The 13,329-nt window shown below is 41.2% G+C and carries 10 protein-coding genes; 9 read left to right on the top strand and 1 reads right to left on the bottom strand.

From position 1 onward, the window contains the following. The first annotated feature begins 109 nt into the window (after positions 1 to 109). On the top strand, positions 110 to 2,671 hold the full coding sequence (gene secA / locus KMHG_RS03065; RefSeq protein WP_010286829.1) for a preprotein translocase subunit SecA: 2,562 nt from the start codon (positions 110 to 112) through the stop codon (positions 2,669 to 2,671). A 90-nt stretch (positions 2,672 to 2,761) separates the two neighbouring features. After that, positions 2,762 to 3,863, top strand: a protein-coding gene (gene prfB, locus KMHG_RS03055; protein WP_187116257.1) for a peptide chain release factor 2 whose coding sequence is annotated in 2 segments (ribosomal slippage) — positions 2,762 to 2,836 and positions 2,838 to 3,863 — 1,101 coding nt in all. Because the reading frame shifts where the segments join, the coding sequence is not laid out codon by codon here. 45 nt (positions 3,864 to 3,908) lie between these two features. On the opposite strand, the gene KMHG_RS03050 is transcribed toward prfB, so the two are convergent. After that, complete coding sequence (locus KMHG_RS03050; RefSeq protein ID WP_010286823.1) at positions 3,909 to 4,457, bottom strand: competence protein ComK; 549 nt, start codon at positions 4,455 to 4,457, stop codon at positions 3,909 to 3,911. Between the two features lie 185 nt (positions 4,458 to 4,642). Between KMHG_RS03050 and KMHG_RS03045 the strand changes: the two genes are divergently transcribed. The 7 genes from KMHG_RS03045 to ftsX all read left to right on the top strand — a co-directional run bounded on the left by KMHG_RS03045 (position 4,643) and on the right by ftsX (position 13,292). Next, positions 4,643 to 4,870, top strand: a complete 228-nt coding sequence (locus KMHG_RS03045; protein WP_010286816.1) for an IDEAL domain-containing protein — start codon at positions 4,643 to 4,645, stop codon at positions 4,868 to 4,870. A 124-nt stretch (positions 4,871 to 4,994) separates the two neighbouring features. Next, positions 4,995 to 6,959, top strand: a complete 1,965-nt coding sequence (gene uvrB / locus KMHG_RS03040) for an excinuclease ABC subunit UvrB (protein ID WP_010286814.1) — start codon at positions 4,995 to 4,997, stop codon at positions 6,957 to 6,959. A 4-nt stretch (positions 6,960 to 6,963) separates the two neighbouring features. After that, the gene (gene uvrA / locus KMHG_RS03035; RefSeq protein ID WP_010286812.1) at positions 6,964 to 9,828 is read left to right on the top strand and encodes an excinuclease ABC subunit UvrA; all 2,865 of its coding nucleotides are present in this window, start codon (positions 6,964 to 6,966) and stop codon (positions 9,826 to 9,828) included. A 51-nt stretch (positions 9,829 to 9,879) separates the two neighbouring features. Further along, positions 9,880 to 10,422: a phosphotransferase-like protein gene (locus tag KMHG_RS03030; protein ID WP_010286811.1), complete on the top strand. Its 543-nt coding sequence runs from the start codon at positions 9,880 to 9,882 to the stop codon at positions 10,420 to 10,422. 57 nt (positions 10,423 to 10,479) lie between these two features. After that, positions 10,480 to 11,646: a DUF4097 family beta strand repeat-containing protein gene (locus KMHG_RS03025; protein WP_010286810.1), complete on the top strand. Its 1,167-nt coding sequence runs from the start codon at positions 10,480 to 10,482 to the stop codon at positions 11,644 to 11,646. A gap of 85 nt (positions 11,647 to 11,731) precedes the next feature. Next, a complete protein-coding gene (gene ftsE, locus KMHG_RS03020; RefSeq protein WP_010286809.1) occupies positions 11,732 to 12,415 on the top strand; it encodes a cell division ATP-binding protein FtsE in 684 nt (227 codons plus the stop codon). Next, positions 12,405 to 13,292, top strand: coding sequence for a permease-like cell division protein FtsX (gene ftsX, locus KMHG_RS03015; RefSeq protein ID WP_010286808.1), 888 nt, complete (start codon positions 12,405 to 12,407; stop codon positions 13,290 to 13,292). Before ftsE ends, ftsX begins: the two co-directional genes overlap by 11 nt. Positions 13,293 to 13,329 lie beyond the last annotated feature (37 nt).

Raw genomic sequence — 13,329 nt, 5'->3', positions numbered from 1 at the left:
AAATATACAAATTAAAGGGAATTCAGCATTATAAAATTCGATCATAATGCTACTTTTGTATCGAGTAGCGTTACGTAAAGGATTAAGACTATATAGGATGTGAACTTAAATGCTTGGCATTTTAAATAAAATTTTCGATCCGAATAAACGTGAGATTAAGCACTTAAACAAAGTAGCCGATCAAGTAGAAGCGTTAGCGGATCAATTCGCAGCAATGACAGATGAGCAACTGCGCGAAAACACAGAGAAATTCAAACAACGTATTGCAAATGGCGAAGATTTGGATAAAATCCGCCCAGAAGCTTTCGCGAACGTACGTGAAGCGGCAAAACGTGTATTAGGTATGTATCCATACCGTGTACAAATCATGGGTGGTGCGACATTACATGAAGGTAATATCGCAGAAATGAAAACCGGTGAAGGTAAAACGTTAACAGGGACATTACCGGTATACTTAAACGCATTAACTGGTAAAGGTGTTCACGTTGTAACGGTCAATGAATACTTAGCAGAACGTGATGCGGAAACGATGCGTCCACTGTATGAATTTTTAGGCTTAACAGTTGGTCTAAACGTCAGCAGTTTATCAAAAGATGAAAAACGTGAAGCGTATGCGTGCGATATCACATATAGCACGAACAACGAATTAGGTTTCGACTATTTACGTGATAATATGGTGCTTTACAAAGAAGAGCGCGTACAGCGTCCACTTTACTATGCCGTAATCGATGAAACCGACTCAGCGTTAATCGATGAAGCGCGTACACCGTTAATCATTTCTGGTCAAGCGAATAAATCTGCTGCACTTTACAAGCAATCAAATGCATTCGTGCGCACATTAAAACAAGCACAAGGTAAGAAAAACAAAGAAGGTAAAATGGAGTATGGTGAAGGCGACTACACTTACGACATTGAAACGAAAGCAACTGCACTGACTGATTCAGGTATAGAAAAAGCAGAGCGCGCGTTTAATATCGATAACTTATTCGACTTATCACACGTCCAATTACTACACGCCATTAACCAATCATTAAAAGCGCACGCAGCAATGCACCTTGATATCGACTATGTCGTACAAGATGGCGAAATTATGATCGTTGATGGCTTCACAGGTCGTATTATGAATGGTCGTCGTTACTCAGACGGTCTTCACCAAGCGATTGAAGCAAAAGAAGGCGTTGAAATTCAAAATGAATCAATGACAATGGCAACAATTACGTTCCAAAACTTCTTCCGTATGTACGAAAAATTGTCTGGTATGACAGGTACAGCGAAAACCGAAGAAGAAGAGTTCCGTAACATTTACAACATGAACGTTGTCGTCATTCCAACGAACAAACCGATTGCACGTGAGGACCGTCCAGACTTAATTTTCGCAACGATGCGCGGTAAATTTGAAGCGGTCGCAAAAGAAATTGCAGAACGTCATAAAAAAGGCCAACCAGTACTTGTCGGTACAGTTGCCATCGAAACGTCAGAGTTACTTTCTTCATTATTACGTAAACACGGTATTCCACATGAAGTATTAAATGCGAAAAACAACGAACGTGAAGCAGAAATCGTTGCACTTGCAGGTCAAAAAGGTGCGGTTACAATCGCAACAAACATGGCTGGTCGTGGTACCGATATTAAACTTGGCGAAGGTGTATTAGAATTAGGCGGCTTAGCAGTAATCGGTACAGAACGTCACGAATCTCGTCGTATTGATAACCAATTACGTGGTCGTGCCGGTCGTCAAGGTGACCCTGGTGTGTCTCAATTCTACTTATCACTTGAAGATGACTTAATGAAACGTTTCGGTTCTGATAGCATGAAAGCGATGATGGCACGTCTAGGTATGGACGACTCTCAACCAATTCAATCAAGTATGGTTTCAAAAGCGGTTGAATCTGCGCAAAAACGTGTAGAAGGTAACAACTTCGATGCACGTAAACGTTTATTACAATATGATGATGTATCTCGTCAACAACGTGAAATCATCTATAAAGAACGTTATGCAGTGTTAGATTCAGAAGATATGCGTCATTTAGTCGAATCAATGATCGATGACGTATTAGTAGCGAACATTCAAGCGTTCACAGCGTCAGAAGATCCCGCAGATTGGAACTATGACTCAATGTTAGCGTTCTTACATGCAAACATTTTACGTGATGATACGTTTACAATTGCAGACCTTCAAGATAAATCATCTGAAGAAATCATCGATATGGTACGTGAGCAAGTGAAAGTACAATACGATGAAAAAGAAGCAGAAATGTCACCTGAACGTATGCGTGAATTTGAAAAAGTTATTTTATTACGTGCGATTGATTCAAAATGGATCGACCATATCGACGCAATGGAACAACTTCGTCAAGGTATCCACTTACGTGCGTATGCACAAACAGATCCACTTCACGAATACGAACAAGAAGGTTACCGTATGTTCAACGAAATGCTTGAAGCAATTAAAGCAGACGTTGCACGCTTCGCGATGAAAGCAGAAATCCGTTCAAACTTAGAACGTGAAGAAGTCGCAAAAGGTCAAGCGGTGAATCCGAAAGAAGAAGGCGGCGCGAAAAAGAAAAAACGCCAACCTATTCGTAAAAAACAAGAAATCGGCCGCAACGATTTATGCCCATGTGGTAGCGGTAAAAAATATAAAAACTGTCACGGTGCAGTTGAAGAATAATTGATTCAGCTGAAAGAGCTGTGGCATATGACTTCGCCTATAGAAGTTTTGTCACAGCTCTTTGTTGTAGAATCTTACTGGAGGAACGTTATGTTAGAACTATCAGATGTTAGAAATGCATTAGACGCAACAGCGACGAAAATTGAAGATTTTAGGGGGTCTCTTTGACTTAGAAAACAAAGAGTTCCGCATTCAAGAAATGGATGAAATTATGTTAGATCCATCTTTTTGGAATGACCAATCGAAAGCACAAGCTATCATTAACGAATCAAAAGGGTTAAAAGATATCGTCAATGAATTTTACGCACTTCAAGGAGAACAAGAAGAGTTAGAAATGACACTTGAATTGCTAAAAGAAGAAATGGATGACGATATGCTTGAAGAACTTGGTGAAGCGATGCATGCATTTGAAGCGCGCGTTGCTGAATTCGAGCTACAACTACTGATGAGTGGTCCATACGATAAAAACAATGCAATTTTAGAACTTCACCCAGGTGCGGGTGGTACAGAGTCTCAAGACTGGGGTTCGATGTTGTTACGTATGTATACACGTTGGGCTGAAAAACATGATTTCAAAGTGGAAATGCTCGATTATTTAGCAGGTGATGAAGCAGGACTCAAATCGGTTACGATTGCGGTACGCGGTCATAATGCATATGGCTATTTAAAAGCGGAAAAAGGGGTACACCGTTTAGTGCGTATTTCACCGTTTGACTCAGCGGGGCGTCGTCATACGTCGTTTGTATCATGCGATATTATGCCAGAGTTTACTGATGAAGTCGTTGTCGATATTCGTACGGAAGATTTAAAAATCGATACGTACCGTGCGTCAGGTGCCGGGGGTCAGCACATTAACAAAACGGAATCGGCTGTTCGTATTACACACTTACCGACAAATACAGTTGTCGCATGTCAGGCGGAACGTTCACAACTGAAAAACCGTGAAACAGCGATGAAAATGCTGCAAGCGAAATTGTATCAATTAAAATTAGAAGAAAAACAAGAACATTTAGATGAAATCCGTGGGGAACAAAAAGAAATTGGCTGGTCTAGCCAAATTCGTTCATACGTCTTCCACCCTTATTCAATGGTGAAAGATCACCGTACAAATGAGGAAACAGGGAATGTCCAAGCGGTTATGGATGGCGATTTAGATCCGTTCATCAACGCGTACTTACGCGCACAAATGTAACAATAGAAAAAGCAACGGCTTCAAATGGCCGTTGCTTTTTTTGCGTTAATCAACGGGCAAGAGGGCATCCATTGATACTTCGCCAAAAAAGAGGGAGGATTGTAAGTGGGAGATTTGCTCAACGCTTAAGGCTTGGAAATATTTAGAGATTGCGTGAGCGTGGGATAGCTGCGTGCGCAAGCTATGATAAGATAATCGTAATGTGAAAGTATCACCGTTGACGAATTGTATGTGGCATTCGTTATACAATGCTGGTGAATAATTTTGGATAGCGTCATAAACAACCCATTGTGTATGACCGTTGGAAGGTGAAGAAGTAGGGATTAAAATGATTGGTTGCTTCGTCCCTAGACCGATTGGTAACTTCTTCGTACCCTTCGTTATCTCTTTCGATAACAAAGTCGATGTTTGTAAAGATGTCCCGTAGGAAGCACATGCGCGGGAAATGACGCGTTTGACAGAAGCGAGTACAACATATGTACGGTCACGTTCATAAACAAGCGTGCAACGTTGTCCTTTCCAAATACGAGGTTCGAGTAACATGAGGTCTCGCGAGATCGTAAAATGTTGCAAGTCCATCATTTTTAATTTCACGTACACATCACCTCCTTTCGTTTTACAACCATATTATAAACGACATATTTGTTATTTTTCAATACTATTTATCTAACTTTTTTCCAATATGTTACTGATATTTATACAAAATATTCAGAAAATTTATATTGAATTATGTAGAGTATTTAGTATATAATGAAAAAAAGGTATAGAGGTGATGACATATGGAATATCGTTCTATTAAATCAAATGATACAAATCACTTAAGCCACGGGTTGCAAGGAAAAGAATTACTGAATGACATTTACTTAGATTTATTTTTAAACCATGTGCATGCAGATCAATATGAAGAATACTATATGCAAAAGATTGATGAAGCATTAGACAATCGTGATGAAGTTCTGTTTATGCGCTTAACATCTGAATTAAATGCGCTACGAGCGTCAGAATAAACGACAAACATCCATGAGAGTGGGTGTTTTTCTTTTTTTTATGTTTGAAACGTATGTTCGGCTTTTTTATGTTGTTTATGATAAAATGTACGTACGATTATGGCAACTGTGAGGAGGAAATTTCATGGATTTTGATTTACAAGCACCGTATAAGCCGAGTGGTGACCAACCACAAGCGATTGCTGAGTTAGTAGAAGGTGTGCGCGACAATAAGCGCTATCAGACGTTACTCGGTGCAACAGGTACAGGGAAAACGTTTACGGTATCGAACGTCATTCAACAAATTAAAAAGCCGACGCTTATTATTGCGCATAATAAGACGCTTGCAGGGCAATTGTACAGCGAGTTTAAAGAGTTTTTCCCGAATAATGCGGTCGAATATTTTGTGAGTTACTATGACTACTATCAACCGGAAGCATACGTACCACAAACGGATACGTATATTGAGAAAGACGCAAGTATTAACGATGAAATCGATAAGCTGCGCCACTCTGCGACATCTTCATTATTTGAACGCGACGATGTCATTATTATTGCGTCGGTATCATGCATTTACGGTTTAGGTTCGCCGGAAGAATATAAAGAAATGTTATTATCACTTCGTCCAGGAATGGAAATCGAGCGCAATCAATTGTTGCGCAAGCTCGTAGACATTCAGTACGAACGAAATGATATCGATTTTTCACGTGGTAAATTCCGTGTACGTGGTGACGTTGTCGAAATTTTCCCGGCGTCTCGTGATACGCAATGTGTCCGTATTGAATTTTTCGGTGATGAAATTGATCGTATTCGTGAAATTGATGCCTTAACAGGTGAAGTGCTCGGTGACCGTCAACATATCGCAATTTTCCCAGCATCTCACTTTGTGACGCGTGAAGATAAAATGCAAATTGCGATTAAAAATATTGAAGCAGAATTAGCAGAACGTCTTGACGTATTACGGGAGGAAGGGAAGCTATTAGAAGCGCAACGTTTAGAACAACGTACGAATTATGATTTAGAAATGATGCGCGAAATGGGCTTCTGTTCAGGAATTGAAAACTATTCACGTCATTTAACATTACGTGGTCCAGGGGCGACGCCGTATACGTTACTTGACTATTTCCCGGATGATTTCTTACTCATTATCGACGAAAGTCATGTTACGCTACCGCAAATTAGAGGTATGTATAATGGTGACCAGGCGCGTAAAAAGATGCTTGTCGATCATGGTTTCCGCTTACCTTCTGCGATGGATAACCGTCCGTTGCGTTTTGAAGAATTTGAAAAACATATCGAACAAGCGATTTTCGTATCAGCGACGCCTGGACCGTTCGAATTAGAACATACGCCAGAGATGGCACAACAAATTATTCGTCCGACAGGTTTATTAGATCCTGAGATTGAAGTGCGTCCAATCGAAGGTCAAATTGATGATTTAATCGATGAAATTCAAGCACGTATTGCGAAAAATGAACGTGTATTAATTACGACGCTGACGAAAAAAATGTCTGAAGATTTAACGGACTACTTAAAAGAAATCGGCATTAAAGTGCAATATTTACATTCAGAAGTAAAAACGTTAGAACGAACGGAAATTATTCGCGACTTGCGACTCGGCACTTATGACGTCCTCGTCGGCATTAACTTATTGCGTGAAGGGCTCGACATTCCAGAAGTGTCACTTATCGCGATTTTAGATGCGGATAAAGAAGGATTTTTACGTTCTGAGCGTTCATTGATTCAAACAATCGGTCGTGCTGCGCGTAACGCGAACGGTCATGTCATTATGTATGCGGATAAAATAACAGATTCGATGCAAAAAGCAATCGATGAAACGGCGCGTCGTCGTACGATTCAAATCGCTTACAACGAAAAACATGGCATTACGCCGACGACGATTCATAAAGAAATTCGTGAATCGATTCGCGCAACAACGGTAGCCGAAGAAGTCGAAAAATATGTAACGAATAAAAAATTAACGAAAAAAGAACGCGATGAATTAATCGCGACATTAGAAGTCGAAATGTCCGAAGCCGCACGTGCGCTTGATTTTGAACGTGCAGCAGAGCTTCGCGATACGATCATAGAGTTAAAGGCGGAAGGGTGACATCGTGAAAAATACTGAAATTGTCGTGCAAGGTGCACGCGCTAACAATTTAAAAAATATTAATGTGACGATTCCACGCGATCAACTAGTCGTCATGACTGGGTTATCTGGATCAGGGAAATCATCACTCGCATTCGATACGATTTATGCAGAAGGTCAACGCCGCTACGTAGAGTCTTTATCTGCGTATGCGCGTCAATTTTTAGGCCAAATGGATAAGCCAGACGTCGATTTAATTGAAGGTTTATCGCCAGCGATTTCAATCGACCAAAAAACGACGAGTAAAAATCCGCGTTCAACAGTCGGAACGGTTACGGAAATTTATGATTATTTACGTTTATTATATGCGCGCGTCGGCAAACCGATTTGCCCAAACGATGGCATCGAAATTTCTTCACAAACGGTAGAGCAAATGGTCGACCGTATCATGACATATCCAGAACGTACGAAAATTCAATTGCTAGCGCCGATCGTTTCGGGTCGCAAGGGGCAGCATGTGAAAATTTTAGACGACTTGAAAAAACAAGGTTTTATTCGTGCCCGCATTGATGGGGAAGTCGTTGATTTAGATGATGGTGTGAGCTTAGAAAAAAATAAAAAGCATGATATCGAAGCGGTAGTCGACCGTATCGTCGTTAAAGAAGGTGTTGAAGCACGCTTAAGTGATTCGCTTGAAACGGCGCTTCGTCTAGCGGAAGGTCGTGTGAAAGTAGATGTCATCGGCGAAGAAGAGCTGTTATTTAGCGAGCATCATGCATGTCCGATTTGTGGTTTTTCAATCGGTGAATTAGAACCGCGTATGTTTTCATTTAATAGTCCGTTCGGCGCTTGTCCGACGTGTGATGGTCTCGGTTCACAAGTTGTCGTCGATCCAGACCTCGTCATTCCGAATTGGGATTTATCATTGAATGAAAATGCTATCGTCCCATGGATTCCGACGAGTTCGGCTTATTACCCAACGCTTTTAAAAACGGTTTGTGACCATTTCAATATTGATATGGATACGCCGGTGAAAGATTTACCGAAAGCACAAATGGACATTATTTTAAACGGTTCAGGTACGGAAAATATTCATTTCGTTTATACGAATGAGTTCAACAATACACGTAAAAAAACAGCGCCGTTTGAAGGGGTATTAAACAACGTGCAACGTCGCTTCCACGAAACGAATTCTGACTGGGTGCGCGAGCAAATGGAAAAATATATGACCGAGCTACCTTGTCCGAGCTGTCACGGTCATCGTTTAAAACCGGAAACACTTGCGGTCAAAATTAATGGCAAACATATCGGTGAAGTAACGGAATATTCGATTCAAGAAGCACAACAATTTTTCGATACGTTAACGCTATCCGAAAAAGATTTACAAATTGCGAAGCTCGTCTTACGTGAAATTCATGAGCGACTGTCATTTTTAAATAATGTCGGTCTTGATTATTTAACGTTAAATCGTGCATCAGGTACGTTATCAGGTGGCGAGGCGCAACGTATTCGTTTAGCGACACAAATTGGTTCTCGACTAACGGGCGTGCTTTACATTTTAGATGAACCGTCAATCGGCTTACATCAACGCGATAATGACCGTTTAATTGGGACATTAAAATCGATGCGCGACCTCGGCAATACGTTAATCGTCGTTGAACACGATGAAGATACGATGCTTGCAGCTGATTATTTAATCGATGTTGGCCCTGGTGCGGGCGTGCACGGCGGTGAAATTATTGCGGCAGGAACACCTCAACAAGTAATGAAAAATAAAAAATCACTGACAGGTCGTTATTTAAGTGGTGATAAATTCGTACCGCTACCTGTCGAACGCCGAAGCGGTGACGGTCGTAAAATTACGATTAAAGGCGCGGCTGAAAATAATTTAAAAGATGTCAGTGTTGATATTCCAATCGGTATTTTCACAGCGATTACCGGCGTTTCTGGTTCGGGAAAAAGTACACTCGTAAACGAAGTACTATACAAAACGCTTGCACAAAAAATTAATCGTGCGAAAGCGAAGCCTGGGAAAGTGAAAGCGGTAGAAGGTATCGAGCAACTTGAAAAAATTATCGATATCGACCAATCGCCAATCGGTCGTACACCGCGTTCAAATCCGGCGACGTATACGAGTGTATTTGACGACATTCGTGACGTGTACGCAACGACAAATGAAGCGAAAGTACGCGGCTATAAAAAAGGTCGTTTCAGCTTTAACGTGAAAGGCGGTCGTTGTGAAGCATGTAAAGGTGACGGGATTATTAAAATCGAAATGCACTTCTTGCCAGACGTGTATGTTCCGTGTGAAGTTTGTCATGGTAAACGTTATAATCGTGAAACGCTTGAAGTGAAATATAAAGATAAAAGCATTGCCGATGTACTCGATATGACGATTGAAGACGGTACGGAATTTTTCAAAAATATCCCGAAAATTAGCCGTAAATTGCAAACGCTCGTCGACGTCGGCTTAGGCTATATGAAACTTGGTCAATCCGCAACGACGTTATCAGGCGGTGAAGCGCAACGTGTGAAACTCGCTTCTGAACTGCATAAACGTTCAAATGGGAAATCGATTTACATTTTAGATGAACCGACGACAGGGCTACATGCTGATGACATTGCGCGATTACTCGGTGTGTTACAACGTCTTGTCGATAACGGTGATACGGTCATCGTTATTGAACATAATTTAGATGTTATTAAATCGGTCGATCATATTATTGACCTCGGTCCTGAAGGTGGCGACCGCGGTGGTCAAATCGTGGCAACAGGTACGCCGGAAGAAGTAGCTGAAGTGTCTGGTTCTTATACGGGTAAATATTTAAAACCGATATTAGAACGTGACCGTAAACGTATGCAACGTCAAGTAGACGCTGCAACGAAGTAATAACGAAAAGGGACGTGCAAACGTCTCTTTTTTTGGAAGGATGAACAAGTAGTGTTAGTGATAGTTTCTGGATATGCGAGTGTCGGTAAAACGACGATAGCGAAAAGAATTGCCAATAAAATGAACGCGGCGTTTATTAACGGTCCGCAAACGGTTGAACATTTAATGGAAGAAATCATCATTGCGAAACGGTTAGATGGTGATGATTTTCAAACGACGATGAAAAAACGTTTAGAAACGGATCGTGCCGTCGCAGCGTTGCGTCAAATGGTACTAGATTTTGATGAAGTTGGGTTAGATACGGTGCTAGAGTTATCGACGTATTATAGTGATGCGCACATCGTCGAACGTCATGAAATGGCTGTAAAGCATGTGGAAATTACGATGGACGTAGCGTTAGAACGAGCACAATTAGCGGCACATAACCCAGCGTTATACGCGTCGATAGATTTTGATGCACACGTTGCAACGCGCTTTCCGGTTTATTCAGATGGCGAGTTATTTGAGCAAAATGTCGTAATTTCATATGACAATGGATTACCATTAACAGAGGCGCGTATCGAAGCGCTCGTGAAAAACATTCGCTCGGAATGAAACTTTTTACGCGTCGTTTCGTAAATAGTAGTATTAACTTTTAAAGGGGCTGTTTGCATGCAAGATGAACGTAGACGTATTTTAGATTTGGTTGAAAAAGGTGTTATTTCCGCAACAGAGGCACTCGACTTACTTGAAAAAATTGATGTCGAAAAATCACAGCAAGCGACACCAGTCGAAGACATCCCGAAAATTGAACCAGTAAAACAAGTAGAAGAACCGAAAAAAGAACAACAGCAAAAACGACAAGATGAACCGTTTGATGATCGTTCATTCGATGAAAAAACGGATAAAGAATTTATTGAAGATTTAAAGCAAGATTTTACGCAATTTAGTACGAAATTTATGGACATGCTGACGAATACATTTTCAAAAGTACGTGATATGGACTTTACGGGTGAACGCCGTAGTTTTACACATCACGTGGATTTACAAAACGCCACGTCGATTACGAGTGTGAATGCAAAAATTCCAAACGGCCACTTTACAGTTGAGCAATCGCCAAATGGGACAGCTTATGTTGAAGCTGCTGTTTCTCCATCATTTATCGTTCGCAATGATGATGTAGAAGCGGAGTTTAAAGAACATTTCAGCGCTGAAAATGACCACGGTACAGTACGTATTACGAGCGATAGTCGTGGTTTCCATGCGAACGTCACACTATATTTACCACGTGGTGCGTATCAAAAAGTACGTGCAGAATTGTTTAACGGTAGCTTTAAGCTCTCAAATATGGATGCTGATGAGCTAGACGTGCAAACGATGAATGGGAAAATTCAAGTTGATCACGCAACTTTCCGTAAAATAGACATTGAGTCATCAAACGGTGCGATTGACGTGCGTGATACGGCAGCAACAGAGATTGAAGCAGAGACGATTAACGGTGCTGTAACGGTTGATGGCGCGTTCCGTGAAATCGTCGCACGTTCGGCAAATGGCGCGATTAAAGTGAAAACGACGGATCCAAATGCAGAAAAAATTAAAGCACAAACGACAGCCGGTGCGCTAGAAATTCAAGTGCCGGATACGGTCGGTATTCGCGGTGAAGCAACGTCAAACTTCGGTAAAATCGACGTACAATTACCAGATGTGCAACTAATTCAATCACAAGATCAGTTCTTATCGAAATCTGTACGTTTTGAGAAAAAAGTAGATGAAAATGCGCCATTAATTTTAGAAGCAGAAGCGCGCACAAGCTCTGTCACAATTCGTTACGCATTGTAATCATCGATTTCTAGGGGATGCCTCAGCATCCTCTTTTTTTATGATATGATACAGACAGAGATTATAGAAAAGGTGGAGCGCCACGATGATTGAAATGAAAAAGGTCGTCAAAAAGTATCCGACCGGTAGCAAAGCACTACAAGGGATAGACGTCTCAATAGCGCAAGGTGAATTCGTCTATGTCGTTGGGCCGAGTGGAGCTGGGAAATCGACCTTTATTAAATTATTGTATGCAGAGGAACGCGCATCGGCAGGGCATGTCATCGTCAATGATGTTGATATTACGAAGTTACCGGCACGAAAAGTACCGTTTTTACGCCGTCAGCTCGGTGTTGTGTTCCAAGATTATAAGTTGTTACCGAAAAAAAGCGTTTACGAAAATGTGGCGTATGCGTTAGAAGTTATTGAAAAAGATACGAAGTTTATTAAAAAGCGTGTCGCAGAAGTGTTAAAACTTGTCGGACTCGCATCGAAAGCGAAACGGTTCCCGCATGAATTATCCGGTGGCGAGCAACAGCGTGTATCGATTGCGCGTTCAATCGTCAATCAACCACATATCGTCATTGCTGATGAACCGACAGGCAACTTAGATCCGGAAACGACGTGGGATATTATGCGTGTGTTTGAAGAAATTAATGCGCAAGGAACGACCGTCATTATGGCGACGCATAACCGTGAAGTCGTTAATGCGATGCGCCATCGCGTCATTCGTATTGAAAAAGGCCGTATCGTCAACGACCAACGCGGAGGTAGTTACGATGGCTATTAAAACGTGGAATCGTCATATTCGTGCGAGTTTGCAAACGATTTGGCGTAACGGCTGGATGTCGTTTGCTTCGATCGGTGCTGTAACGGTTACGTTATTACTCGTCGGTGTATTCGTCGCGATAATAATGAATTTAAATAAAATTGCATCAGATTTTGAAAACGACGTCGAAATCAAAGTACTTATCGATACGACGGTCAAAGAAAAAGATATTTTTACGATACAGCGCACGATTAAAAAAATGCCTGACGTTGAAGGGGTGCGCTATGCTTCAAAAGAAGATGAACTTAAAAAAGTCGTCGATGATTTTGGGGAAGATTTAAGTTTGTTTGATCAAGAAAATCCGCTACATAACGTATTGTATGTAAAAGCGAGTGAGCCTGAAAAAACGGCACAATTAGCAAAAGAAATTAGCGACGTTGCAGGAACGTACGAAGTCGTCTATGGTAAAGGGAAAATTGAAAAACTATTTCACGTTGTCGATACAGCACGTACGGTTGGGACAATTTTTATCGTCGTGCTCGTATTAATCGCGACATTTTTAATTTTCAATACGATTAAATTAACGATTGCGGCACGTCGCACGGAAATCGAGATTATGAAGCTTGTCGGCGCGACAAACCGTTACGTACGTGTACCATTTATGTTAGAAGGTATGTGGCTAGGTATGCTAGGAGCGATATTGCCGATTACGATTGTCGCGATTAGTTACGTCAATGTTTACAATCGCATCGCACCACTCGTGAAAAATGAAGCATTTCATTTTATTGAACCGAGTCAATTACTAGGGACGTTAAGCATTAGTTTGTTGCTGATGGGTATCATTATTGGCGTATTTGGTAGTGCATTGTCCGTTCGTAAATATTTAGCGGTAAAATAATGACAAGAGGTTGCATAAGCATCCTCTTTTTTTATAG

Origin of the sequence: Kurthia massiliensis (assembly GCF_000285555.1) — a bacterium.
GTDB classification, from domain to species: Bacteria; Bacillota; Bacilli; order Bacillales_A; family Planococcaceae; genus Kurthia; species Kurthia massiliensis.
The sequence above is the reverse complement of the archived record's forward strand: the minus strand, read 5'-3'. Positions and strand labels throughout refer to the sequence as shown.